18 protein-coding genes are annotated in these 24,380 nt (G+C 63.4%); 14 read left to right on the top strand and 4 right to left on the bottom strand.

Annotated features, from left to right (window positions below; translation table 11 throughout):
* Positions 1 to 37: 37 nt before the first annotated feature.
* From C0V76_RS00680 to pdxH, 4 genes are all read left to right on the top strand, one after another.
* The gene (locus C0V76_RS00680) at positions 38 to 466 is read left to right on the top strand and encodes a hypothetical protein (protein WP_143707313.1); all 429 of its coding nucleotides are present in this window, start codon (positions 38 to 40) and stop codon (positions 464 to 466) included.
* 122 nt (positions 467 to 588) lie between these two features.
* Positions 589 to 1,647, top strand: a complete 1,059-nt coding sequence (locus C0V76_RS00675) for an efflux RND transporter periplasmic adaptor subunit (RefSeq protein ID WP_101940443.1) — start codon at positions 589 to 591, stop codon at positions 1,645 to 1,647.
* 10 nt (positions 1,648 to 1,657) lie between these two features.
* Entirely contained in the window at positions 1,658 to 4,729 is a 3,072-nt protein-coding gene (locus C0V76_RS00670; RefSeq protein ID WP_101940442.1) for an efflux RND transporter permease subunit, read from the top strand.
* A gap of 36 nt (positions 4,730 to 4,765) precedes the next feature.
* Complete coding sequence (gene pdxH / locus C0V76_RS00665; protein WP_101940441.1) at positions 4,766 to 5,359, top strand: pyridoxamine 5'-phosphate oxidase; 594 nt, start codon at positions 4,766 to 4,768, stop codon at positions 5,357 to 5,359.
* A 96-nt stretch (positions 5,360 to 5,455) separates the two neighbouring features.
* Here pdxH and C0V76_RS00660 read toward each other — a convergent pair whose 3' ends face one another.
* Positions 5,456 to 6,514 carry an ABC transporter ATP-binding protein gene (locus C0V76_RS00660; protein ID WP_101940440.1) on the bottom strand — a complete coding sequence of 353 codons (1,059 nt, stop codon included), beginning with the start codon at positions 6,512 to 6,514 and terminating at the stop codon, positions 5,456 to 5,458.
* Positions 6,515 to 6,537: 23 nt separating this feature from the next.
* On the opposite strand from C0V76_RS00660, the gene C0V76_RS00655 reads away from it, so the two are divergent.
* Positions 6,538 to 8,232 (top strand): iron ABC transporter permease, encoded by a 1,695-nt coding sequence (locus C0V76_RS00655; protein WP_101940439.1) that lies wholly within the window; start codon positions 6,538 to 6,540, stop codon positions 8,230 to 8,232.
* Positions 8,233 to 8,294: 62 nt separating this feature from the next.
* Positions 8,295 to 9,947: a GGDEF domain-containing protein gene (locus C0V76_RS00650; RefSeq protein ID WP_101940438.1), complete on the top strand. Its 1,653-nt coding sequence runs from the start codon at positions 8,295 to 8,297 to the stop codon at positions 9,945 to 9,947.
* Between the two features lie 46 nt (positions 9,948 to 9,993).
* On the opposite strand, the gene C0V76_RS00645 is transcribed toward C0V76_RS00650, so the two are convergent.
* The 3 genes from C0V76_RS00645 to C0V76_RS00635 form a co-directional block, all read right to left on the bottom strand.
* On the bottom strand, positions 9,994 to 11,007 hold the full coding sequence (locus C0V76_RS00645) for a Fe(3+) ABC transporter substrate-binding protein (protein WP_101940437.1): 1,014 nt from the start codon (positions 11,005 to 11,007) through the stop codon (positions 9,994 to 9,996).
* Positions 11,008 to 11,139: 132 nt separating this feature from the next.
* Entirely contained in the window at positions 11,140 to 12,198 is a 1,059-nt protein-coding gene (locus C0V76_RS00640; protein WP_143707312.1) for a hypothetical protein, read from the bottom strand.
* Between the two features lie 224 nt (positions 12,199 to 12,422).
* Entirely contained in the window at positions 12,423 to 13,469 is a 1,047-nt protein-coding gene (locus C0V76_RS00635; RefSeq protein ID WP_101940435.1) for a hypothetical protein, read from the bottom strand.
* A 393-nt stretch (positions 13,470 to 13,862) separates the two neighbouring features.
* Between C0V76_RS00635 and C0V76_RS00630 the strand changes: the two genes are divergently transcribed.
* The 8 genes from C0V76_RS00630 (at position 13,863) to C0V76_RS00595 (ending at position 24,367) form a co-directional block, all read left to right on the top strand.
* Entirely contained in the window at positions 13,863 to 14,279 is a 417-nt protein-coding gene (locus tag C0V76_RS00630; protein WP_101940434.1) for a DUF2170 family protein, read from the top strand.
* Positions 14,280 to 14,291: 12 nt separating this feature from the next.
* The gene (locus tag C0V76_RS00625) at positions 14,292 to 15,026 is read left to right on the top strand and encodes a PspA/IM30 family protein (RefSeq protein WP_101940433.1); all 735 of its coding nucleotides are present in this window, start codon (positions 14,292 to 14,294) and stop codon (positions 15,024 to 15,026) included.
* Positions 15,023 to 15,364 (top strand): hypothetical protein, encoded by a 342-nt coding sequence (locus tag C0V76_RS00620; protein ID WP_101940432.1) that lies wholly within the window; start codon positions 15,023 to 15,025, stop codon positions 15,362 to 15,364. Before C0V76_RS00625 ends, C0V76_RS00620 begins: the two co-directional genes overlap by 4 nt.
* Positions 15,365 to 15,476: 112 nt before the next feature.
* Positions 15,477 to 16,100 carry an OB-fold-containig protein gene (locus C0V76_RS00615; RefSeq protein WP_216821612.1) on the top strand — a complete coding sequence of 208 codons (624 nt, stop codon included), beginning with the start codon at positions 15,477 to 15,479 and terminating at the stop codon, positions 16,098 to 16,100.
* 64 nt (positions 16,101 to 16,164) lie between these two features.
* A complete protein-coding gene (locus C0V76_RS00610; RefSeq protein ID WP_101940430.1) occupies positions 16,165 to 18,267 on the top strand; it encodes a flotillin family protein in 2,103 nt (700 codons plus the stop codon).
* Between the two features lie 15 nt (positions 18,268 to 18,282).
* Positions 18,283 to 18,522 (top strand): hypothetical protein, encoded by a 240-nt coding sequence (locus tag C0V76_RS00605; protein WP_101940429.1) that lies wholly within the window; start codon positions 18,283 to 18,285, stop codon positions 18,520 to 18,522.
* Positions 18,522 to 19,064 (top strand): zf-TFIIB domain-containing protein, encoded by a 543-nt coding sequence (locus C0V76_RS00600; RefSeq protein WP_101940428.1) that lies wholly within the window; start codon positions 18,522 to 18,524, stop codon positions 19,062 to 19,064. The genes C0V76_RS00605 and C0V76_RS00600 overlap by 1 nt, the downstream gene beginning before the upstream one ends.
* A 44-nt stretch (positions 19,065 to 19,108) precedes the next feature.
* Positions 19,109 to 24,367, top strand: coding sequence for a DNA repair ATPase (locus C0V76_RS00595; protein ID WP_216821611.1), 5,259 nt, complete (start codon positions 19,109 to 19,111; stop codon positions 24,365 to 24,367).
* Positions 24,368 to 24,380: the final 13 nt, after the last annotated feature.

The raw sequence follows: 24,380 nt of genomic DNA, 5'->3' as shown, positions 1-24,380 counted from the left end.
GTAGAATCACTCCGCTACCGTATCTATGGATGAAGCCATGCAGCACGCAACCCGCAATGACGATGCCCTGACTACGACTTGCTTCGATCTCGAGGGCTACGAGGTCTTCGCGAATAAAGAAGAGTACCCGGCCACTCTGGCCCTTACGACGCCGGCCGCCTTGGCGGCTAACGGGCCGATTGATCTACCGGCCATCCCCACCGTTTGTCTGTCTCAGCCTCCTGCTCCCATGCGCCTCGACAACTGGCGCTTGGTGCTGGTGCGTGGTGTCATCGAAGCCATTACCCCGAATCACATCGTGGGCTCGGCTGTGCAGATTCCCAAGGGCCGCACCAGCCCGATTGCCGCATTCGATCCGCTGACCCGCCGCGTGCGTACCCACAGTGGCTCGGTGTATGAGCTGGGAATCCCCGAGATGGCTTTCGAGCGCGTGTCGCCAGAGGTCATGCGCTGCCTCGGTTTCTGAGCTAATAAGCACATTGCCTCCTGTCATCCAGCAGGCATGACAGTGGCGCTGTTTTACGGCAGCATGGCATTCCCGAGCGGATTGCTCGGGCTTTCCTCTTCATCTGCCGATCCGCTGCCATCATGTCTTTCCGCCTGCTTGCCTGCATCGCCCTTGTTCACGTTGTTTCAGCGGCTGCCCAGCCGGCTGGTAAGCCCGCGCTGACGGTCAGCCTGGTCACCCCCCAGGCGCAGGAGTGGTCCACCCAGATCACCGCCAACGGCAGCATTGCGGCCTGGCAGGAAGCCATCATTGGCGCCGAGATTGGCGGCTTGCGCCTCGACGAGGTGGCGGTGAACGTGGGCGATCACGTCAAGCGCGGTCAGGTGCTGGCTCGCATGCAGCGCGATGTGGTGGAGGCTGAGCTGGCACAGAGCCGGGCCAGTCTGGCCGAGGCCGAAGCCGCCCTGTTCGAGGCCAAGACCAACGCCGATCGTGCCCGCCAGATCAAGGACAGTGGCACTTTCAGCGCCCAGCAGGTGGATCGCTACATCACCAGTGAGGCGACTGCCCAGGCCCGAGTCGAGGTGCTCAAGGCCAAGCTCCGCGCGGATCAGTTGCGCATGGATAAGACGGTGGTGCGGGCGCCCGATGACGGCACGATTTCCGCTCGTAGCGCCACCCTCGGCGCCGTGCTCCAGGCTGGCCAGGAGCTGTTCCGCCTGATTCGTCAGGACCGCCTCGAATGGCGCGCCGAGCTGCCCGCGGCCGATCTGGCCAAGGTGAAGCCTGGCATGACGGCACAGGTCTTCCCGGCCAGTGGCGAACCGATTGCGGCCACGGTGCGCGCACTCGCCCCGACCGTGGACCCGAAGACCCGCAACGCCTTGGTTTATGCCGATATCAAGACACGGGGTGAAGCGCGGCCCGGCATGTTTGCGCGCGGTGAAATCCGTCTGGGTGCCCAGAAAGTGCTGACCCTGCCGCAAGGCGCAGTGCTGCTGCGCGACGGCTTTGCCTATGTGTTCCGGCTCGGCACGGACAGCCGGGTGCTGCAGACCAAGGTCACGCTGGGGCGTCGCCAGGGCGAGCGGGTGGAAGTCAGTGCCGGGCTGGAGGCGGGCAGCCAGGTGGTCGTGAGTGGCGTGGGCTTTCTCGCGGATGGCGATCTGGTGCGTGTAGCACCGGCCGCAGCACGCTGAGGGGCCGTCCATGTTCAACGTCTCCTCCTGGTCGATCCGCAATCCGATTCCGGCCATCCTGCTCTTCGTGCTGCTCACCCTGGGCGGCCTGCTGAGCTTCCGTGCGATGCAGATCCAGAACATGCCGGACATCGATCTGCCGATGGTCGTCGTCACCGCCAGCCTGCCTGGCGCTTCGCCGGCACAGATGGAAACCGAGATCGCGCGCAAGATCGAAAATTCGGTGGCCGCGATTCAGGGCGTGAAGCATATCTACACCCTGGTGCAGGATGGCACGGCCTCGGTGACCATCGAATTCCGGCTCGAAAAGCCGACCCAGGAAGCCACCGATGACGTGCGCGACGCCGTGTCGCGGATCCGCTCGGATCTGCCCGGCGACATGCGCGATCCGGTGATTGCCCGCTCGTCCATCGCCGGTACGCCGATCCTGACTTACACCGTGGCCTCCTCACGCATGGACGAGGAAGCCCTGTCCTGGTTTGTGGACAACGACGTCGCCCGCTCGCTGCTCTCAGTGAAGGGCGTGGGCGCGGTCAGCCGCGTCGGCGGGGTGACGCGCCAGGTGGGCGTGGAGCTGGACCCGGACCGCATGCTGGCGCTGGGCGCCACCGCCGCCGAGATCTCGCGCCAGCTGCGTCAGGTGCAGCAGGAAGCCTCCGGTGGGCGTACCGACCTGGGGGGCGCCGAGCAATCGGTGCGCACCATTGCCACCGTGCAGAGCGCGACCGAACTGGCCGCCATCGAGATTCCGCTCAGTGATGGGCGCAGCGTGCGCCTGGATGAAGTTGCGAACGTCAGCGACACCATTGCTGAGCGCCGCTCGCAAGCGCTCCTGGACGGCCAGCCGGTGGTGGCCTTCGAGATCGTGCGCAGCAAGGGCGCCAGCGAAGTCGACGTCATGAACGGTGCGCGCAAGCAACTCGAGCAATTGCGCGAACGCCATCCGGACATTGCCATCACCGAGGCCTTCAACTTCGTCAATCCGGTGATTGACAACTACGACAGCTCATTGAACCTGATGTACGAGGGCGCACTGCTGGCAATTCTGGTGGTGTGGCTGTTCCTGCGAGATTGGCGCGCCACCCTGGTTTCCGCCACCGCCTTGCCGCTGTCGATCATCCCGACCTTCGCGGTGATGTACCTGATGGGATTCACCATCAACGTGGTGACCTTGCTGTCGCTCTCGCTGGTGGTCGGCATCCTGGTGGATGACGCCATCGTCGAGATCGAAAACATCATCCGCCATCTGCGCATGGGCAAGACGCCTTATCAGGCGGCGATGGAAGCGGCGGACGAAATCGGCCTGGCGGTGATTGCCACCACCTTCACCTTGATCGCGGTGTTCCTGCCCACCGCTTTCATGACGGGCGTGGTCGGCAAGTTCTTTGTCCAGTTCGGCTGGACCGCCGCGATCTCGGTGTTCTTCTCGCTGGTTGTGGCGCGCATGCTCACCCCGATGATGGCGGCCTACCTGTTGCGCGCCGATACCCCCGGGCATGAGCTGGCGCGCTGGGAGCGTCTCTACATGCGTCTGGCCGACTGGTGTCTGGCTCACCGCGTGAAAACAGCCGTGATCACCATCGTCTTCTTCTTCGGTGTGCTGATCGGCCTCACCCCGCTGTTGCCAGCCGGCTTCATGCCGCCGGACGATCTGCCGCAGACCCAGGTGATGCTGACTCTGCCGCCGGGCAGTACGCTGGTGCAGGCCCAGAGCGTCGTGGCGCAGGCCGAGGCTGTGGTGCGCAAGCATCCGCAAGTGAAGTCGGTCTACACCGCCATCGGGGGCGGCGCCTCGGGGGCAGACCCCTTCGCGCCCAAAGGCGCGGCGGAAGTTGGCAAGGCCACGCTGACCATCAATCTCAGCGCGCGCAGCGAGCGGCGCGGGATCAGCAAGCAGGACATCGAGGCCGACTTCCGGCAGCAACTCCAGGACATTGCCGGCGTGCGCATCAAGGTCGGCTTCGGTGGCTCCAGCGAGAAGTACCAGATGTCGCTCGCCGGGGACGATGGCGAAGTGTTGCTGGAGCAGGCGCGCAAGATCGAGCGCGAGATGCGCAGCGGCATTCCCGGCATCGGAGCGATCACCACCAACGCCAGCCTGGTGCGCCCCGAGCTGGTGATCCGGCCGGACTTCGCGCGCGCCGCTGACCTCGGTGTGAGTGCTGCCGCCATCGCCGACACCCTGCGGGTGGCACTGGCGGGCGATTACGATCAGTCGCTGGCCAAGCTCAACCTTGCCCAGCGCCAGGTGCCGGTGATGGTCAAGCTGCGGGATTCGGCGCGCCAGGATCTAGACCTGATTTCGCGTCTGAATGTGCCCGGTGCACGTGGCCCGGTCAGTCTTGCCAATGTCGCCAGCATCACACTGGATGGCGGCCCGGCGCAGATCAACCGTTACGATCGCCGCCGCAGCGTGAACTTCGAGATCGAGCTCAACGGCCAGCCGCTCGGCGAAGTTGAAGCGCTGGTGCAGAAGCTGCCGAGCGTGCGGCAACTACCACCGGGCGTGACCCAGACTGCCTTCGGTGATGCCGAAGCGATGGGCGAGCTGTTCACCGGCTTCAGCATGGCGATGGGCGCCGGCGTGCTGTGCATCTACATCGTGCTGATCCTGCTGTTCAAGGATTTCGTGCAGCCGGTCACCATTCTTGCTGCACTAGTGCTGTCGGTGCCTGGGGCGATCCTGGCCCTGTTCGTGACCCGCAACGCGCTGACCATGCCGGCCATGATCGGCATGATCATGCTGATGGGGATTGCCACCAAGAACTCCATCCTGCTCGTCGAATACGTGATCATGGCCCGCCGTGATCACGGCCTGGGCCGGCTCGACGCCCTGCTGGATGCCTGTCGCAAGCGCGCCCGCCCGATCGTGATGACCACCGTGGCGATGGGGGCCGGCATGCTGCCGATCGCCATCGGCATGGGCACCGACCCGAGCTTTCGCGCGCCGATGGCCATCGTCATCATCGGCGGCCTGATCACCTCCACCTTCCTGAGCCTGCTGGTGATCCCGGTGTTATTCACCTACGTGGATGACGCACGCCTGTGGGCACTCCAGGTGCTGCGCCGCAAGCGTGCCTGATCCGTCACAATACGACCTCTGCAGCAAGGATTCGCCATGAGCCACACCCCGCACACCATGCCCTTCGAACTCTTCCAGCAATGGCTGTCCGAGGCCGAAAAGAGCGAACCCAATGATCCGAACGCGATGTCCATCGCCTCGGTCGGGCCGGATGGCATGCCCTCGGTGCGCATGGTGCTACTCAAGGGTTTCGATGAGCGCGGCTTCGTGTTTTATACGAATCTGGGCAGCCAGAAGGGGCAGGAACTGTTGGCCCACCCCAAAGCCGCGCTGTGCTTTCACTGGAAGTCGCTGAAGCGCCAGGTCCGTGTCGAAGGCAACGTGGAGCCCGTCAGCAAGGAAGAAGCGGACGCCTACTACGCCAGCCGCGCGCGCGATTCACGCATCGGCGCCTGGGCCTCGAAGCAGTCGCAAGTCATGGAAGGCCGTTTCGAACTGGAACAGCGCGTGGCGAAATACGCCCTGAAATTCGGCATCAGCGAAATCCCGCGCCCGGAGTTCTGGAGCGGCTTCCGCATCGTGCCGACCAAGATCGAGTTCTGGAAAGACAAGCCCTTCCGCCTCCACGAGCGCATCGTGTATCGCCCGACAGAAGACGGCGGCTGGGACACCAGCGTGCTGTTTCCCTGAGCGGCGCCGAACGTTTTCGTAGGTGCGACTTCAGTCGCACAATATAGGTAGCAAGGCCGACTGAAGTCGGCCCCAAGACGACCGCCCCTAGAAAGCTCAAGCGTGCGGGAAGGTCACTACCTGCTCAACATCCAACCGGATGCCGATCGGCTGGCCAATCGTATGGTTGTGGTGACTGGGCACCAGTGACAGCACTTCCGCGCCGCTCGGCAGGCGCAGGGTGTAGAGGATTTCGGCACCCTTGAAGGCCTTGCGGGCCACGATGGCCTGCAGCGGGCTGCTGTCGTCATGCACGATGTCGTCAGGGCGCAGCAGTACGTCCACCACGCATTCGCGGCTGCCATGGCAGCACTCTACCGGTACGTTCGAACTCAGCCGCCCGAGTTCGATTTCCACCGTGGCCGGATCGCGCACCACGCCTTGCACGATGGCGCCCTGGCCGACGAAATCGGCTACGAAGCGGTTCGCCGGCCGGTGGTAGAGCTGCCAGGCATCGGCCCATTGCTGAATGCGCCCTTCGTGCATCACGCCAATCTCGTCCGCCATGGCGAAGGCTTCGTGCTGATCGTGGGTAACCAGAATGGCGGCGGTACCGGCTGCCTTGAGAATGTCGCGCACTTCCAGCGACAGGCGCTCGCGCATCTCACTGTCCAGATTCGAAAAAGGCTCATCCAGCAACACCAGCGCTGGATGAGGGGCTAGGGCGCGGGCCAGGGCTACGCGCTGCTGCTGGCCACCGGAGAGCTCGTGCGGGAATTTCTGTGCTTCGCTGGCGAGGCCAACCAGTTCGAGCATTTCGGCGACCCGTGCTTCGCGCGCCGGCCGTGCCAGCTTGCCGAGGCCGAAGCTGATGTTGGCGGCCACGGAGAGGTGGGGGAACAGGGCGTAATCCTGAAACACCATACCGATGCCGCGCGCTTCGGGTGCCAGGTGGGTGTCGGCACTGCCGATCAGACGCGCCTCGAAGTGAATTTCGCCGCCCAGCAAGCGCTCGAAACCTGCAATCGCGCGCAACACCGTGGTCTTGCCGCAACCCGAAGGCCCCAGCAGGCAGGCGATGGCGCCGGGAGCCAGCTCGAAACCGAGGCCACGCACGACTTCATGCCTGCCGTAGGCGAGGCGCAAATCACGGGTTTGCAGGACGGGTGCGGGCATGTGCAGCAATCGGGGCGAGTCAGATGAGAATCATTATAATCTCGACACTCCTCTCTACCGGCACCACGCCCGTGCAGTCTTTCCTCCCGCGCCTGCGTTCCTCCTTCAGCCCGCTCACCCTTATCGGGGGGCTGTGCGCGCTGATCCTCGCCGTGCCGGTGGTGGTGGTGGCCGGCAGCGTGTTTGCAGGCGGCACCGGCGAGACCTGGGTGCATCTGCTGGAAACCGTGTTGCCCGAGTTCGCGCTCAATACCGCGATCATGGTGGTGGCTGTCGGCGCGGGCGTGGCGGTGATCGGCGTGGCCTGCGCCTGGCTTACCACGATGACCGAGTTTCCGGGCCGGCGCGTCTTCGAGTGGGCGCTGATCCTGCCGCTGGCCTTCCCGGCCTATGTGCTGGCCTACGTCTACACCGATTTCCTGCAGTTCGTCGGCCCGCTGCAGAGCTGGCTGCGAGAAACCTTCCAGTGGACCCGCGCCGATTACTGGTTCCCGGATATCCGCAGCGTCGGCGGCGCCTGCGCGATGTTCACGTTGGTGCTGTATCCCTATGTTTACATGCTGGCCCGCACCGCCTTTCTGGCCCGCGCCGGCAGCCTCACCGAGGCCGCGCGCAGTGCCGGGCTGGGCCCCTGGGCGGCCTTCGTGCGCATCTCGTTGCCGCTGGCGCGGCCGGCCATCGTTGCCGGCGTGAGCCTGGCGCTGATGGAAACGCTGGCGGACTTCGGCACGGTGTCCTATTTCGCGGTGCAGACCTTCACTACCGGCATCTTCCGCGCCTGGTATTCGCTCGGTGACCGCCTCGCCGCCGCCCAGCTTGCCGCGGCCCTGCTCAGTTGCGTGGCCCTGGTGCTGCTGCTGGAAAAGGCTTCGCGCGGACGTGCCCGCCATACTGCTGGCCAGCGCGCCCGTCCCGGCCGGCGTGCCGAGTTGCGCGGGTTGGCCGCCGCGCTGGCGGGCCTCGCCTGTTTTGTGCCGCTGGCTGGGGGCTTCCTGCTGCCGGGCTACTTGTTGCTGCAGATGGCCTTTCGCGAGGGCGATGCGCAACTGGGCAGCCGTTATCTGGAGCTGGTGCATAACAGTCTGCTGGTGGCCGGGCTCACCGCCGCCTGCGCAGTGCTGCTCGGGCTGCTGCTCGCCTACGCCGCACGCATGAGCCGCTCGCGCCTGCCGGTTGGTCTCAACCGGCTGGTCGGCCTCGGCTATGCCCTGCCCGGCGCGGTGATCGCAGTGGGCATCCTGATTCCGGTGACACGTCTTGACCATGTGTTTGCCGTGTTCATCCACTCGGCCACCGGCAGCAACCCTGGCCTGCTCCTGACCGGCAGTCTTGCTGCGCTGATCTACGCCTACCTGGTGCGCTTCCTCACCGTGGCGCTGGGCACCCTGGAAACCGGGCTGGCACGTATCACTCCGTCGATGGACGAAGCCGCGCGCAGCCTCGGCGCCGGCCGCGCCACCACACTCGCCCGGGTGCACTGGCCACTCTTGCGCGGCAGCCTGCTCACGGCAGGCCTGCTGGTGTTTGTGGACGTGATGAAGGAGCTGCCCGCCACCCTGGTGATGCGCCCCTTCAACTTCGACACCCTCGCCACCCAGGCCTACACGCTCGCGTCAGATGAGCGCCTCACCGAAGCTGCAACGGCTTCGCTGGCCATTGTGATCGTTGGCCTGTTGCCGGTGATCCTGCTCTCACGGCGCATCGGCAGGGCTCAATAAACGCCGGTTTTCCGCAGCAGTCGGCGCTTTCGGCAGCTCATTCTGTCACCCAGAATGAAGACATGCGCCTCCTTCCGTTCAGCCGAAACTTCAGCACCGAACTGATCCTGCGTCTGGCCATCCCGCTGGGCGCGCTGGCGCTCGGTCTGATGATCCTGCTAGGTGTGCTGGCCGAGAAACGGGAACGCCAGGTCATCGGGGAATCCCTGGCCCGTGCGGCGGCACGCATGGCAGCGACTCTGGAAGCCAATCTTGCCGAGCGTGTGGCAGATGTCGACCTGCTGGCCAGCCACGGAGCGTGGTATCGGGAGAACGACCGGGAAGGCGCCCAGCGGGCCTTTGATGTGATGCGCACGCGCCATCCCGCGTTTGCCTGGATCGGCCGTACCGATGCCCAGGGCCGTGTGCAGGCGGCTAGCGATGGTTTTCTGCAGGGCGAGTCGATCGCCACCCGGCCGGTATTCAGCGAAGGCAAGAAAGGTCTGTTCCTCGGCGACGTGCATGAAGCCGTGCTGCTCGCGCGCCTGCTGGGACCACCGCCGGACGGCGAGGCGGCCTTGCGCTTCATCGACATTGCCCGCCCGGTGTATGACCAGCACGACAACTATGTCGGCGTGCTGGCGACCTATCTGTCGTGGAGTTGGGTGCGCCAGTTCTTCGAACAGATGCTGACCGATTTTGATCGTGTGCGTGGCGTCGAGCTGCTGATCCTCAATCATGAAAACCGGGTACTGGCCGGCCCGGACCCGCAGGTCGGACGCATGCTCGCGCTGGAGGGAATGGCTAAGCCTGACGGGGCTGGCAAGGCGCATTGGCATGAAGCAGCCTGGCCCGACGAGCCGCGCCATCTGTTTGCCTGGATCGACATGCCACCTCCCGACCATCTGGCTGCGCTGGGCTGGCGGGTACTGGTACGCCAGCCCAGCGACCGGGCTTTGAGCCCGGTACGCCAGCTACGCATCCAGCTAGCTATCGCTGCACTCCTGCTGACGCTCGGTGTGATAGGCCTGGCCTGCATCCAGGCCCGCCGCATTACCCGTCCGCTGGCGCGCATCGCGCAGGCCGCCGAAGCCATCACCGAAGGCGCCGAGCCACGGATTCCGGCCAGTGATTCTCATCTCTCTGAGGTCGATAGTCTTTCCGGCGCGCTGCAGCACATGCTGGACACCCTGACGCACCGGGAGCAAGCGCTCGATGACATGCAGCAACTCGCCCACCGCGATGTCCTCACCGGCCTGCACAACCGACGTGCGCTGGAGTTGCACATGGAGCTTTCGGCTGAACGAGCCCGCCGCAGCGGCGAAGGGCTGGCGGTGCTGGCCATGGATCTGGATGGCTTCAAGGCGGTGAATGACAACCACGGCCATGGCATTGGCGACGCGCTGCTGCGTGATGTGGCGCGACGTTTGCAGGAGGTGGTGCGTAGCGGTGAAATGCTGGCGCGCCTGGGCGGGGACGAATTCGTGGTCCTGGTGGTGGCACCGCGAGCCCAGCTGCAGCAGGTGGGAGAGACCGTGGCGCAGCGCATCCTTGGCTGCTTCGAACGGCCCTTCATGGCGGATGCGCAGGCGCTGCGGGTGGGTTGCAGCCTCGGCGGTGCGCAGGGCGCTGCAGACGACCATCCGCAGGACATCCTTCGCCGCGCCGACGAAGCGCTGTACATCGTCAAGCGCAGCGGGCGAGGGCGCTTTCAATGGTGGACCGGGCAGGCATGAAAAAGCCCCGCACAAGGCGGGGCTTTTTGCTTCAAACCTGATTTGCTCAGCGCCAGCCGGCGCGGTCGAAGATCTTCTGGGCGGTGATGGCACCCTTCGAGGTCTTGCCGATTTCCAGGGTATCGGCCTTGAACGGGCCGAGGCGTTCCAGCGCCGGGTTCTTCACCTTCACGCTGGGCACGGTGGGCCATTCGTTGTTGCCGTCGGCAAAGTAGATCTGGGCTTCGTCGGAGGCCAGATATTCGAGGAACTTCACGGCCGCTTCCTTGTGCGGTGCGGTCTTGAGCATGCCGCCACCCGAAACATTGATATGCGTGCCCCAGCTCTGCTGGTTCGGCCACACCACCTTTACGGCTTCCATCGCCTTGCGGTCTTCCGGGGCGGAGGAGCGCATCATGCGCGCCACGTAATAGGAGTTGGCCAGCGCCACGCCGCATTCACCCGCACCCACGGCCTTGATCTGATCGGTATCGCCGCCCTTGGGGGCCCGCGCGAAGTTGGCGACCAGCCCGCGCACCCAGGCTTCGGTCTTAGCTTCACCTTCGTGAGCAATCATCGCTGCGCCGAGGGACAGGTTGTAGGGATGCATGCCACCGCGCACACAGACCTGTCCTTTCAGCTTCGGATCAGCCAGTTGCTCGTAGGTCTGCACGTCTTCGGCCTTGATCGACAGCTTGTTGTACACGATCACACGGGCACGCGTGGAGAAGGCAAACCACTCGCCGGTGCGCAGGTGCGCCGGGATGCGGCTGTCCAGCACTTTCGATTTCACTTCGGCAAAGATGCCCAGTTCGTCGGCCTTGGCCAGACGCGTGGCGTCCACGGTGATGAACACGTCGGCCGGGCTGTTCGCGCCTTCGTTCTTGATGCGTTCGAGCAGCGCGTCTTCCTGCGCCTCGATGCGGTTGATCTTGATGCCGGTGGCCTTCTCGAAGTTCTTGTAGAGGGCTTCGTCGGTCTGGTAATGGCGGGCCGAATACAGGTTCAGCTCGGTATCGGCAGCCTGGGCGGCCATGCTGGCAAGGCCGCCCAGCAGGGCAGCGGCGAACAGCTTATGCATGAAGACTCTCCTGAAGGGGAAGATTGGGAGCGGCTTTTGATCATACGCAGCGCTGTTGCTTAATGCAAACCATTCTCAAATGGAGTAAAAAACAAAGCCCGCCGAAGCGGGCTGTGTTTATCTACGGCGTGCTTACCAGATCAGCCAGATCCCGGCGATCACCAGTAAGGTCAGACCCAGCAGCTTGCTTTTCTGCTCATCGATGAAGCGTTGGCGCACGGCTGTGCTGACCGGTGGCTGGTGATGCAGCTCCTCACGCAGACTGGGCGTACTGCGGCGGGCCACTGCGGCGCTGTGACGCACCAGGCCTTCCGGCATGTTGCCCATGATGGTGGTTGGCGTGGCATAGGCCGAGGCATCCATCGGAATCTGCTTCTGGCTCTGGCGACGCTCGCCCGCGCGGCGTTCCATGGCTACGCCGCATACCGTGCAGCGTGTGCTGCTGGCCTGACGGCTACCGCACTGGCCGCAGCGTACATATTCGATGACGCTGCTGCCGGCTTTCGCTGCGGGCACGGCAATCGGCTGTGCAGCGCGTGCCGGCTGAGGGACATGGCGCATCACTGGTGCGCTTTCAGCCGGAGCCGCCGGACGCATTTCATCAGCCTCATCCGTGGTGCCGGGCAACTCGAACTGGGTCTGGAGCAAGCCGGCGTAAGGATCCTCGCTGGTCTTGCGTGGTACGGGTGCGGCAGCGTTCACTACGGCAGGCGCTTCGGTCTCGACTTCCAGATCGATCTGCATGCCGATGCGAGCCAGCTCCACCACATAGCGGCTCCCCACATCGGAACTCACTCCGCGCTTGAGAACGGCCTTGCTGCCATCAAAGATGCGCACGATCTGCGCCGGATTCAGCTTGAGGCGAGCGGCGGCGGCCTGCATCACGGCAGCGCGCGTAAAACCATCGAGGGTGCGCCCCCAGAACACGACCTTGAACGTAGCCAGTGCCTGTACCGAGGCGTTGCCCCGTGCGATACGGGCCATTCCGGCATTCATGCCGAGGCCGTGCAGCACGGACAGATAAAGCTTGGCGGACTCTTCAGTGACGCCCTTCTTGAGTACAACCTTGCGGCCACTGAACAGGCGTTCGACCTGCGGCGGGTTCAGCCCGAGGCGCTTGGCGACGGCTGCCTGTACCTTTTCCGGCGCATGCCCATCCAGCAGGCGACCACTAAATACAATGTTGTACATCGAGATTCCCCCGCAATTCTTCTTGTTCCCCGCCGCAAGCGGGTGTTTTGAATCATCTTGGGCAATCTTAACCTGCAGGCCCATTAGGGCATTCACCAACCGCGCCAGACTTTTGCTGCCGAGAAGTTGAGCGTCGCCTATGTACAACAAAAGTACTATGCCTACAGGCTCAATGTTTCATCACGACCGGGCTCGGGGGCAGGTCGTCCCGGCCGCATCACGGGTCAGCGCATGAGCCCCCAGACCAGGGCTGCCACGACGACAGCGGCGGCGATCAGCAGCGGCAGGCGGGAACGCCGGGCGGGTTCTTCCTCCTCCTGCAGCTCCTGTTCTTCCATCAGGGTGTGCAGCGAGGGCCCTTTGGCACGCGGCCTTTCCTGTGGTGACAGATAGGGGCGGGCCGCTTCGGCCGGTGTCACCAGCGTGGTGGGTGCAGCATCGTGGAACACGGGTTGGCGGCCGCCATAAGGCCGACGTGCCGGCAAGTCGACACCACACTTCGTGCATTGCGCGGCCTGCGGCTGATACAGGCCGCAGCGCGGGCAGTTCAGGTAGCCGTCCTGATTGGCCGACGCATACCCTTCGGTGCCACGCCGTGCGGGCGGCGGTGGCATGACCGGAACGGGCATTTCCTCGGCGGGCTCCTCATGTACCACGTTCGAAGATACGTCGTAGCCAGAAAACGCCGTACCGGAGAGATCACAGGCCGTGCGCAACAGGGCACCGAACTGCGGATCATCTTCCCCCTCCGGCGCCGGCGTCTGGGCCTCCAGCGCGGCGGCGGCCTCCGGTGCGGCCTGCTCCATTTCGAGTTCGATCTGCATGCCGATCAGCGCCAGCCCCACCACCAGGCGAGAGCCCTGGTCGCCGGTGATGCCGCGCTTGAGCACGACCTTCGAGCCGCTGAACATCTGCATCAACTGAGCCGGACTCACCCGCAGGCGCTTGGCGGCGGCGGCCATCACGGCGGTGCGTTCGAAGCCGGGCAGCAGGCGTCCCCAGAACACCGCCTTGAACTCGCTACCGTCTTTGCGCGGCGCCTCTTCCTGCGCCAGCGGCACCAGCCGGGCGTCCAGCCCCATGCCGCGCAGCTCGGTCAGATAAGCCTGGCTGCTGGCTTCGGCGACTGCTTTCTTGAGTACCACGGTCTTGCCCGTAAACAGGCGGTCAACCTGTTTTTCCTGCAGACGCAGGCGCACCGCGACATCCATCCGTACGATCTGCGGATCAAAGCCGGGTAGCAAGACTCCGTTGAACTCGATGCGATACATCACTCCCCCTGCGCTCTCATGGCCGATCGCGAATCCGGCAAATTTTTTGTGATTCGCGATTATGCCTAGAGTGACTTTTCATGCCCTTGCTTGCCCGCAAGTTCCGACGAACGCAGGGCTTTTATGTGTGACAAAAGTCACGCTCGCAGTCCATGTCATGACCAGCGGCGGCTTGAGCTGATTGAGCGGAGGTCGCGCGCGGTGTCCTGAACAAGTGGCCAAGTCTGCACCAGAGGCGCACGCCCTGCTCTATTTTCTGGGGCTTTATGGAAGCCTGGTGCCCTCGTTGCGCATGCAAGCCATGACATTTTATGTCTTGACATTTTATGTCTAGACTTCTAGTCTCGAATCACCCTATTGCTTCGACATATTCAGGAGGCGGTGAGAACGATCATGAAAACCCTGCAAGAACAGTTGCGTGGACTGGATCTGATGACGAGTGCTGCACTCGGCGGCTTGAGCGTCCAGCTGCAGCCGATCCCGGGCGATGTGGAGGTGATTCAGGTGAGCATTGAGCAGCGTGACGCCTTGCCGATCTATGTGACCTGCTCCGACAGCCAGGTGCTGTGCATGTGTTACCTGTGGGCCGATGAGGATGTGCGTGCCGAGCGGCGGACGGAATTGCTCGAGACCCTGCTGGATCTCAATCCCTCGGTGCCCTTGTCATCCTTTGGGCGGGTGGGCAAGCACTACGTGCTCCTGGGAGCCCTGTCGCGCAATGCGCGGGCCGAGGACGTGGCGCAGGACGTGGCCGCCTTGAGCGACAACGCCATTGACGCGCTGGACGCGATGTCCGAATTCTTGAATTGAGCGGAGGCGATCATGTCTGTACTGAAGAAACTGGCAACCCTGATGCGCAGCAGCGTGCGCGAGATTGGTGAGAGCGTTGTAGACGCTAACGCCACACGCATCTACGAACAGGAAATTCTCGACGCCAAGCGCAACGTGGCGCAGGCACGTGGCGATCTGACAGGTGTGATGGCCAAGGAAATGCAGAGTGCCCGTGAGATCGAGCGCCTGCGTGGTGAAGTCGCCCGCTATGAGGCCCTGGCACTGGAAGCCCTCACCAAACAGCAGGACACGCTGGCGGAGGAGGTGGCTGGCCGTGTCGCCGAGCTGGAACTTGAACTGAATGAGCAGACCAAGGCGCATGCCAGCTATGCCGTGCAGGTCGCACGCCTGAAGGAGTTGATCAAGGGCGCTGAGGCAAAGATCCGCGAGCATGAGCGCCAGATCGTGATGGCCAAGACGACCGAGAGCGTCTATCGCGCCACGCGCTCCATTGCCGATAGCGTGGATGGCACCGGCTCCAAGCTGCTCAGTGCCAAGGAGTCGCTCGAACGCATTCGCCAGCGTCACGAAGACCTGTCGGATCGCATGACGGCTGCCGAGCAACTGGAGCGCGAAGTGGGCAGCAAGGCGCTGGAAGCCAAGCTGGCGGCGGCCGGCATTGGTCCGGATGCCGATCGCAGGGCCGGCATCCTGGCCCGGATCCGGGCACGCGCCGAAACTTCCGTGGCCTCGAGTGAGGCCGATAAGCCGGCGGTCAGCGAATGAGCGTCAGCAACAAGCCGGCGCGCTGGCAGAGCTCGGATGAAGCGATCCGGGCTGTGCAGGTGGCTTTCGATGTGGAAGAGGCTGTGCTGTCGGCGGTGCGCCAGGCGGCCTTTGACCAGAATCTATCTACCTCGGACCAGATCCGCCAGATTTTGGGCTTGCCTGTTTCGAGCCGCCCCAAGCGGCCACGCCTGACGGTTTCGCTGGCGCAGGCGGATTACGAGATGCTCGGCGCTCGCTATGGCGTGCCTGCAGATGAGCGGCTGGCCATCAAGGAGCGTGTGACACGAGAATTGATTGCCTTTGCGCAGCATGGACAAAAGGGCAGGTCTGGCTAGACCTGCGCCGCCTGCAAGGTCTGGCAAGGAGAATCCGCCTCCAAGCGGATTGCATCGCATAACAGGGCGCCTGGCGTGGCCCGGATGGTACGGGGGAATCATGGGGAGTTTTATGGCAGCGGCTTTCAGTTATCCGACAGCGATACTGAGCGCCTTGCTGCTGGTCGTCGTCTTCTACTGGTTGCTGGCCTTGGTCGGCCTGGTGGATTTCGAAACCAGCGGCATCGAGATCGATACCGATGCGCAACTGGATGGTGATGCCGGCGACATCAGCGTGCTGGCCAGCTACATCCTCGCCATGGGGCTCAACGGCGTGCCTTTCTCCATCGTTGTCAGCCTGCTGACCCTGATTTCCTGGACGCTCACCTGCACCGCCGCAGAATGGCTGCTGCCCTTGCTGCCCGGCAAGCTGCCCGGTCTGCTGGCAGGAACACTGATCCTGCTGCTGTCACTCGCGTTGGCCATCGTGCTGACCGCTCGCATCGTGCGCCCTTTGCGCAAGCTCTTCGTCAGCCATAACGCGGTGTCCAACGCCAGCATCGTGGGGCAGAGCTGTCGCATCCTGACCGGCTCGGTAACCGAAAAATTCGGCCGTGCCGAAGTGGCCACGAATGGTGCGTCGATCAACATCCGGGTCTGGGCGGCCACTCCCAACACCCTGGGCAAAGGCGCCAGTGCAAGGATTCTTGAATACGAAGCCGATACCGGCCGCTATCAGGTCGCAGCCGAGCCCTGAGCGCAGTCCTTCATCACACCCCGTCACTAGCCACTCTCCATCCTTCTTATCCTGAGGATCTTTCATGGAACCGATTTACGTCGCCGCAGGCCTGGGCGCTCTCTTTCTGCTGGTCATCTTCGCGATGTTTGCCAAGTTCTACCGCAAGGTGGAACAGGGCTATGCGATGATCGTGAACACCCTGCGTGCTGAGCCCGAGGTCACTTTCACCGGCCGCATGGTGTATCCCATCATCCACAAGGCCGAGATGATGGATATCGCGCTCAAGACGGTGGAGATCGACCGCACCGGCAATGAAGGCCTGATCTGCCAGGACAACATCCGCGCCGATATCAAGGTGAAGTTCTTTGTGCGGGTGAACAAGACTTCCGAAGACGTGCTCAAGGTGGCGCAGGGGATCGGCTGCGAGCGTGCCTCCAGCCCGGAGACGCTCGAAGAGTTGTTTTCCTCCAAGTTTTCCGAAGCCCTCAAGACGGTCGGCAAGGCGATGGATTTCGTCGAGCTCTATCAGGCGCGTGACAAGTTCCGCGACGAGATCATCCGCCAGATTGGCGATGATCTTTCCGGCTATGTGCTGGAAGACGCAGCCATTGATTACCTTGAGCAGACGCCGCTCTCCAAGCTCGATCCGCACAACATCCTCGATGCCCAGGGCATCAAGAAGATTACCGAGCTGACAGCGGTCGAAAATGTGCGCACCAATGAACTGCGTCGTAACGAAGAGATGCAGATCAAGAAGAAAGACGTTGAAACCAAGGAAACCCTGCTCGAACTGGAGCGTCAGCAGGCCGACGCAGAAGCTCGCCAGGCACGCGAGGTTGCCAATGTGCGGGCGCGTGAAAAAGCAGAGTCCGACAAGGTGGCTGCCGAGGAACACACCAAGGCTGAACTGGCGCGCCTGCAATCCGAACAGCTGATCGCGGTGCAGCAGGAAAACGTGCTGCGCGAGAAGGAAGTGGCGGAGAACAACCGCAAGCGTGCCGTGGCCATCGAAGAGGAAAAGGTCACCCGGGCCCGTGAGCTGGAGATTGTGAATCGCGAGAAGGAAGTCACGCTGCAGGAAATCGAACGGGACAAGGCTGTTGAAGTGCAGAAGAAGGCGATTGCCGACGTGGTGCGTGAGCGCATCGTGGTTGAGCGTACGGTTGCCGAGCAGGAAGAAGCGATCAAGGAATTGCGTGTCGTGGCCGAGGCCGATCGCACCAAAAAGGCCGTCGTAATCACCGCCGAAGGCAAGGCAGAAGAGCAGCTGGTGCTGGAAGTGAAGGCGGCCGAGGCTGAGGAGCGGCGTGCCCGTCACAAGGCGGCCGAGGAGCTGACCCTGGCAGAAGCCAAGCTCAAGGTGGCCGAGAAGCAGGCCGAGGGCAAGAAGCGCGAGGCCGAGGGCGTGGAAGCCATGGCCGCCGCACCGGGCTTGGCCGACGCCAAGGTTCTGATGGTGTCCGCCGATGCCAAGGAAAAGCAGGGCATGGTCGATGCCAAGGTGAAGATCGCCGAGGCCGAGGCCGTCAGCAAATATGGTCTGGCCGAAGCCGACGCCTTGCGCGCCAAGATGGATGCCGAAGCCGAGGGCAAGGAAAAGCTTGGCTTGGCCGATGTGCATGTCCGCAGTGCGGATGCCGATGCCACTGTCAAATCCGGTCAGGCTGAAGCCCAGGTCATTGAAGCCCGCTTCCAGGCTGAGGCCAAGGGCTTGCGCGAGAAGTTCGATGCCATGAAGGCGATGAGCCAGGACACGCGCGAGCACGAGGAATTCCGCATGCGTCTGGAACGCGCGCATACCGAAACCATGGCTGGTATCGAAGCGCAGAGCGGCATCGCCAAGGACCAGGCCGAGGTACTGGGCACCGCACTGGCCAACGCCAAGATCGATATCGTGGGAGGCCAGGGCGATTACTTCGACAGCTTCGTGCGCGCCCTGTCGATCGGCAAGGGTATCGACGGCGCGATTGCCAAGAGCGATACGCTGAAGATCGGCCTCAAGGATCACTTGAGCGGTGAGCGTGACATGGTGGGTGATGTGCGCGACATCATTGGTGCGCTCGGAGGCTCCGCAGCTGAGCTGCAGAACCTCAGCGTGGCGGCTTTGCTGACCAAGGTGGCGCGCGATGGCAATGACAGCCAGAAGGCTGCGCTGCAGACCCTGATCGATGGTTTCCGCAAGTAACAAGGAGCCGATGCAATGAGCGAGAACCGTGATTACCTGGAGATAGCCTTCCGCTCCATCGAGTGTTTTTCCGACGATGGCAAGCTGCGCGTGGACGAGTTGCAGAAGCTGGTCGATGTCGCTTTGCGCGATGGTGTGGTGGATGCCAACGAGAAGCGCGTGTTGCGCAACATCCTGCGTCGCCTCAAGACCGATGAGCTGACGCCGGACATGCTCGCAAAGATCGACGCCGTACGCGCGGCAACGGGCATCTGATGGGCGCGCGCGTTGTTTGCAACTGTGCGCCACGCGCTGAGCTGGTGCGTGTCGAGCTCGCGCCCGGCTTGCCGGCGCAGCAATGCGAAGCCTGTGGTGGTGTGCTGCTGGGCATGGCCGATCATCGCCACTGGCGTGAAGCCGCGGCAGTTTCGGCCTTGCCCGGAGAGGCCGCGCCGGCGCTGAGCGATAGTCCATCGGCGCGGGCGTGCCCTGCCTGTACCCGCCTGATGCAGCGCTATCGCGCAGGCATGACACCGGATTTTCGCGTCGACCACTGCCCGGCCTGCCAGCTGGTGTGGCTGGACAAAGGCGAGTGGCAGGCGTTGGCCCAGGCAGGGCTGGCGACCCGGCTCGGCGAGATCGTCAGTGCAGCCTGGCAGCGACGCGTGCAGAGCGATGAACTGCGTGCGCGGCGCGAAGCTGGCCTGCGCAGCAAACATGGTGATGCCTGTATTGACGAAATCAAACGCGTGCGCGAATGGCTTGATGGCCAAGCGCAGCGCGACGAGTTGATTGCGTTGCTGCGCGCAGGTTGGTAATCAAGCCCCGCTTGCGGGGGCGCTGAACATTCAAGATGGCGAAGATGGACGACACCTCACAAACGCAACCCGCAAGCAGCCAGGCCGAAAGCATGCTGGCTGGCAGCAGCAGCTACGATCTGCTCAAGAAACGCTTGAGCGATCAGGGCGATGTGCTGCTGGCCCAGGCTTCTGCGCTCAATGCTGCGCGCGTCGCAGCCTTCGGCAAGTCTGATCAGGCGCTGATCCTGCGCGCGCGTGCGCGCACCGAAAACAACTGCGTGGCGCGCGACATCGTGCGCATCGGCGAGCTGCTGTTGTTCGGTTTCAACGTCACCCTGGGCCTGCGCCGTGAAACCGCGCCTGGCGACGTGTTTGCCCTGTATCGGCTGGCCTCCAGCGAGGGCGCCGATGAGCTGGAAAGCGTGCCGCTGGCCGGCAGCTTCCTCGAGGACACGCGCTTCGGTTCCGATTTTCGCGAGCTCTACGCCTACTACAAGCAGGCGCAGCTGATCCAGTTGCGGGTGACGCAGGACAAGTTGCTCGCGGCTTTCCGGATTGGTGCACAGCTGGGCGATGTGCGGGTGTTCCGCTGGAACATCGATCGGGATGGCGCGCTTACTTACATCGACAATCGTGGTGAGCGCGACATGGCTTTGCCGCCGACCCACGATTTCGAGTGGATTCCCACCACCCGCGAAGATCACGTGGGCGGCAAGCATCCGCATGTGAACATCCTTGACACCGTGTTCGTGGAAACGGTTGGCGGGGATCTCACGATCAAGATCGAGAACAATAGCGAGACCGGGCTGGGCATCCATTCCGAGCCGGTCGAGGATCGTAATCAGTCTCTGGCGGACGCCGAGATTGCCTATGCCAGGCTCGGTTCGCTGATCCTGCTGCGCGTGCGCCCGTATCGCGAGCAGCTCGAACGTTATCTGGTCTACAACATCCGCACCCAGCAAGTGCTCCGCATCGATGCCATTGGCAAGGCCTGCGTGCAGTTGCCGGAAGACCACGGCATCATTTTCCCCGGTGGTTATTACCTGCAGTCCGGCGAATCGAAGCGTTTCGACATGCCCGGTGAGGTGGTCGACAACCTGCGTTTCAAGCGCATGATCCGTTCGCCCAATGGCGAGGATGTGCTGTACGTCTTCTATGCGCCGGGCATCGGCCACTACGGCCTGTTCACCTACAACCTGATCAACAAGAGTCTGGCCACCCCCATTCTCGCCAATGGCTACGCACGCTATCCGGATGGCCGGGTGCTGGTCTTCATGGCCGATAGCGGTGAGCCGACCCGCGTGCACCCCATGCAGCTGTGGCAGACGCCCTTCTGCAGCGAGGAACACGCGGCGGCTTCCCCCAAGGCGCAAGGATTTTTTGGTCGCGTCGGCAATGCTGAGCTGGTTCGCGGCATATCCGAACTGATGGCCATTGCGCGTGCCCTGCGCGAACAAACCCCTACCCGCACGGCCTACGAAGATCTGATCCGTCAGTGTGTGCGTGTGCAGGACGCTTACTTCTGGCTTGATGCTAACGAGGCCGGTGGCCTGCTTTCCGGCCTGAAGCAGATTGCAGAAGGCGCCCGGCAGACGCTCGATGAGTTCGAGAAAGTCGACAGCATCCGGCGCGAATCGGCGGCGGCACTCACGCGTGCCCAGAGTGAGCAGCGGATATTGATGACCGATGTGGCCAGCATGCTCTGGCACAAACCGGATGATTTCGTGCAGGCCTTGGGCCGCCTGCGTGAGCAGCGTGGCAAGTTGCTGTCCCTGCGCGAGCTGCGCTATGTCGAGCTGGGCGTGATCGATACGCTGGATGCCGATCTGGCGGCCGAACAGGGCCGGGTGGGCGAGCGTGCCGTGCAGTTCCTGGCGGGGGATGCCGCCTTCAATGGCTATCGCGAGGCGCTCGCCAGGCAGGCTGGCGAATTGTTGCAGGCTGCCAACACCAGCGAGATTGATCGAATGCTGGCGGCGCTGGATCAAACGGCCAGCGGTCTCGATCTGCTCACCGAGCAGCTGGGCAGCCTGCCCGGTGGCGATGCGGTGATGCGCACCCGCATCCTGGACCAGATTGGCGCGGTGTATGCCGAAGCCAACCGCCTGCGAGCCGAAGCACGTCGCACCCGTAAAGGGCTGGGGGCAACTGAATCCGCGGCGGAGTTCGGCGCGCAGTTCAAGCTGTTCGGGCAGGCTGTCGAGAACGCGCTGGATTTTGCCGACACGCCGGAGAAGTGTGATGACGCGCTGACGCGTCTGCTGGCCCAGCTTGAGGAGCTTGAAGGGCGCTTCATCGAGCAGGAGGCTTACATCGCCGATATCGCCAGCAAGCGCGAATCGGTCTATGAGGCCATCACCGCGCGCAAGCAGAGTCTGCTCGAAGCGCGCCAGCGCCGCAGCCAGGCGCTGGTGGATGCGGCCGAGCGGATCCTGGAGGGTGTGCAGCGGCGTGTCGCGCAGCTGATTGATCTGCCCGCCGTGCATAGCTACTTTGCCGGTGACCCCTTGCTCGGCAAGCTGCGCAAGCTGATCGAAGAGCTGCGGGCCATGAACGCCGCCGTGGCTGCAGATGAGCTGGATACGCGCCTGAAAACTGCACGCGATCAGGCCCAGCGCGCAGTTCGGGATCGCGCTGAACTGGTCAGCGATGGTGGTAATGCACTGCGCCTGGGCAAGCACGCTTTCACGGTCAGCCGTCAGGCGCTGGATATCACGCTGGCGCCGCGCGATGGCAGCCTCTTCTACCACCTCACCGGTACCGACTATTTCGCGCCGGTTGCGGATGCGCGTCTGGATGCACTCAAAGCCTACTGGCAGCAAAGCCTGATCTCCGAGAGCGCAGCCCTGTACCGTGCCGAGTACCTGGCTGGCAGCTTGCTGGAGTCCGTGCTGGAAGGCCGGGGGCCGGTGGCATGGGATGCGCTGCAAACGCTGTGCTCACAGCCGGAAGGCGCGGCACAGCTTGCTGAGCTGGTGCACAAACACGCTGCCGAGCGCTATCAGGAGGGATATCAGAAGGGTGTGCACGATAGCGATGCCCTGCAGATCCTGACGCATCTGGTCGGCATGCAGTCTGAAGCGGGTCTGCTCGCGTTTGGGCCGCTGGAGCGGGCCTGGGCTCAGCTGTTCTGGTTCCACGGCTGCTTCGATGCCGAGCGTGACACCTGGGCGCGCGGAGCCCGCGCCGCCGAGCAGATGCGGACGCTGTTTGGCGCACGGGCCAGCTTTGAGCGTCTGATGGGCGAGGTGGCTCGCAGCATGGCTGGCTTCATGCTGCGCTTTGGTTTGCCAGATGGACTCGATGAGGCAGCGGTGCTGACGCTGCAGGAGCGCGCTGCCGAATATCTGGTCAGCCAGCTGGCCAGCGAGCGTGGCGTGGAGGCCTGGGTGATTGCGGCTGCCGGGGAGGATCTGGCGGCTGAACTCGTCCGCCAGCTCGAGCGGGCCGGCAAGCTCAGTGCCTGGCAGCAGGATCTTGCCCATGCTCAGCCTGCCGAGCGTTGGGCGCTAGCCTGTGAATGGCTGCGCGCCTTCGATGCGGCGCAAGCGCTGTCGGCCGCAGCCTGGGTGCCCGACGCGGCCATCCAGCTGGCCCAGCCGGCCCAGCGCCTGCGTGTGAACGCCCAGCTGGACCGGGAGCTGCAAGGCCTGCTCGGTGAACATCCGCGTATCGTCGGCGGTGTATTGCGTCTGAACCTGAATGATTTCTGGCAACGCTACATCGCGCACTGCCGCAGCGTGGTGCCGGCCTTTACTGCCTTGCAGGCCTTGCGCCAGGAACTGATCGGCCGCGAGAAGACGCGCCTGCGTCTGGCCCAGTTCCAGGCCAAACCTCTGGCCACCTTTGTGCGCAACCGCCTGATCGATGAAGTCTATCTGCCCATCGTGGGCGACAACCTCGCCAAGCAACTGGGTACGGTGGGTGAAGGCAATCGCACCGATCGCATGGGCATGCTGCTGCTGATCTCGCCACCGGGCTACGGCAAGACCACCCTGATGGAGTATGTGGCGGACCGTCTGGGCCTGGTTTTCGTGCGTATCAACTGCCCGGTGCTGGGGCATGAGGTGACCGGGCTGGACCCGGCCAGCGCTGCCCATGCTGCGGCCCGGCAGGAGCTGGAGAAGCTCAACCTCGGCCTCGCCATGGGCAGCAATGTGATGCTGTATCTGGATGACATCCAGCACACCAGTCCGGAATTCCTGCAGAAATTCATTGCACTTGCCGATGGTACGCGCCGCATCGAAGGCGTATGGGACGGCCAGCCTCGCACTTACGACATGCGCGGCAAACGCTTCGCCGTGGTGATGGCAGGCAATCCCTATACCGAGTCGGGCGACGTGTTCCGGATCCCGGACATGCTGGCCAACCGCGCGGATATCTACAACCTCGGAGATGTGCTGGCGGGCCGCGAAGCGGTGTTTGCGCTGTCCTACATCGAGAACGCGATCACCGCCAATCCGGTATTGCTGCCGCTGGCCTCGCGCGACCCGAAGGATGTGCACCGCCTGGTGCGCCTGGCCGAAGGCGAGGAAGTGGCGGGCAGCGAGTTTTCGCATGCTTACAGCGCTCAGGAACTGGATGAGCTCACTGCCCTGCTGCAGCGCCTGTTCCGTGCTCGCAACATGCTGCTGAAGGTGAATGCCAGCTACATCGCGTCAGCCGCGCAGCAGGAGGATTACCGCAGCGAACCGCCTTTCAAGCTGCAGGGCAGTTACCGCAACATGAGCAAGCTTGCCGCGCGGATTACGCCCCTGATGACGGATCAGGAGCTGGATTCCCTGCTACGCGACCACTATCGCGGTGAGGCCCAGACCCTCACGACCGGCGCCGAAGAGAACCTGCTCAAGCTGGCCCACCTGCTTGAAGCGCCAACGCCTGAAGAGCAGGCGCGCTGGCAGGAAATCCGGGAAGAGTTCATGCGCCTTCGCAAACTCGGTGGCAGCGATGATGGCAGCACGCGAATTGCCAATACCGTGCTCGATCTGGCCCGGGCCGTCGACGGTCTCAAGCGCGATTCGCGCCTGGATGACAGCCTGCGCCAGGGGCTTACGGCGCTGGCGGAAACGCTTGGCGCGATCAAGCCCAAGATCACCATCACGAACGCTGCGCCGGATCTGGCTGGCTTGGGCGAGTCCCTCAAAGGAATGACGGACGCCTACGATCGAGTGCTGCTGCCATTGGTGACGGCCACTTATCACAAGATGAAACTGGACCATACGCTGTGGGAAGAAATGAAGCGCATGTCCGGTTACGTTGAAAAACTTGAAAAATCACTCGAAGCCGGGGCTGTCCGCAGCAAATCCGGTGACAAGGCCTGAGCGAGGAGAAGCA

The sequence above is a fragment of the Uliginosibacterium sp. TH139 genome (assembly GCF_002855595.1).
Taxonomy (GTDB): Bacteria; Pseudomonadota; Gammaproteobacteria; order Burkholderiales; family Rhodocyclaceae; genus Uliginosibacterium; species Uliginosibacterium aquaticum.
The sequence above is the reverse complement of the archived record's forward strand: the minus strand, read 5'-3'. Positions and strand labels throughout refer to the sequence as shown.

What these genes read in the sequence shown, in the direction of transcription:
- C0V76_RS00650 (WP_101940438.1), top strand. Translation starts at nt 8,295, where the DNA reads ATGCGCCTCCTTCCGTTCAGCCGAAACTTCAGCACCGAACTGATCCTG.
- C0V76_RS00680 (WP_143707313.1), top strand. Translation starts at nt 38, where the DNA reads ATGCAGCACGCAACCCGCAATGACGATGCCCTGACTACGACTTGCTTC.
- C0V76_RS00600 (WP_101940428.1), top strand. Translation starts at nt 18,522, where the DNA reads ATGGGCGCGCGCGTTGTTTGCAACTGTGCGCCACGCGCTGAGCTGGTG.
- C0V76_RS00620 (WP_101940432.1), top strand. Translation starts at nt 15,023, where the DNA reads ATGAGCGTCAGCAACAAGCCGGCGCGCTGGCAGAGCTCGGATGAAGCG.
- C0V76_RS00670 (WP_101940442.1), top strand. Translation starts at nt 1,658, where the DNA reads ATGTTCAACGTCTCCTCCTGGTCGATCCGCAATCCGATTCCGGCCATC.
- C0V76_RS00595 (WP_216821611.1), top strand. Translation starts at nt 19,109, where the DNA reads ATGGACGACACCTCACAAACGCAACCCGCAAGCAGCCAGGCCGAAAGC.
- C0V76_RS00635 (WP_101940435.1), bottom strand. Translation starts at nt 13,469, where the DNA reads ATGTATCGCATCGAGTTCAACGGAGTCTTGCTACCCGGCTTTGATCCG.
- C0V76_RS00655 (WP_101940439.1), top strand. Translation starts at nt 6,538, where the DNA reads ATGAGAATCATTATAATCTCGACACTCCTCTCTACCGGCACCACGCCC.
- C0V76_RS00630 (WP_101940434.1), top strand. Translation starts at nt 13,863, where the DNA reads ATGAAAACCCTGCAAGAACAGTTGCGTGGACTGGATCTGATGACGAGT.
- C0V76_RS00625 (WP_101940433.1), top strand. Translation starts at nt 14,292, where the DNA reads ATGTCTGTACTGAAGAAACTGGCAACCCTGATGCGCAGCAGCGTGCGC.
- C0V76_RS00645 (WP_101940437.1), bottom strand. Translation starts at nt 11,007, where the DNA reads ATGCATAAGCTGTTCGCCGCTGCCCTGCTGGGCGGCCTTGCCAGCATG.
- C0V76_RS00605 (WP_101940429.1), top strand. Translation starts at nt 18,283, where the DNA reads ATGAGCGAGAACCGTGATTACCTGGAGATAGCCTTCCGCTCCATCGAG.
- C0V76_RS00615 (WP_216821612.1), top strand. Translation starts at nt 15,477, where the DNA reads ATGGCAGCGGCTTTCAGTTATCCGACAGCGATACTGAGCGCCTTGCTG.
- pdxH (WP_101940441.1), top strand. Translation starts at nt 4,766, where the DNA reads ATGAGCCACACCCCGCACACCATGCCCTTCGAACTCTTCCAGCAATGG.
- C0V76_RS00610 (WP_101940430.1), top strand. Translation starts at nt 16,165, where the DNA reads ATGGAACCGATTTACGTCGCCGCAGGCCTGGGCGCTCTCTTTCTGCTG.
- C0V76_RS00675 (WP_101940443.1), top strand. Translation starts at nt 589, where the DNA reads ATGTCTTTCCGCCTGCTTGCCTGCATCGCCCTTGTTCACGTTGTTTCA.
- C0V76_RS00640 (WP_143707312.1), bottom strand. Translation starts at nt 12,198, where the DNA reads ATGTACAACATTGTATTTAGTGGTCGCCTGCTGGATGGGCATGCGCCG.
- C0V76_RS00660 (WP_101940440.1), bottom strand. Translation starts at nt 6,514, where the DNA reads ATGCCCGCACCCGTCCTGCAAACCCGTGATTTGCGCCTCGCCTACGGC.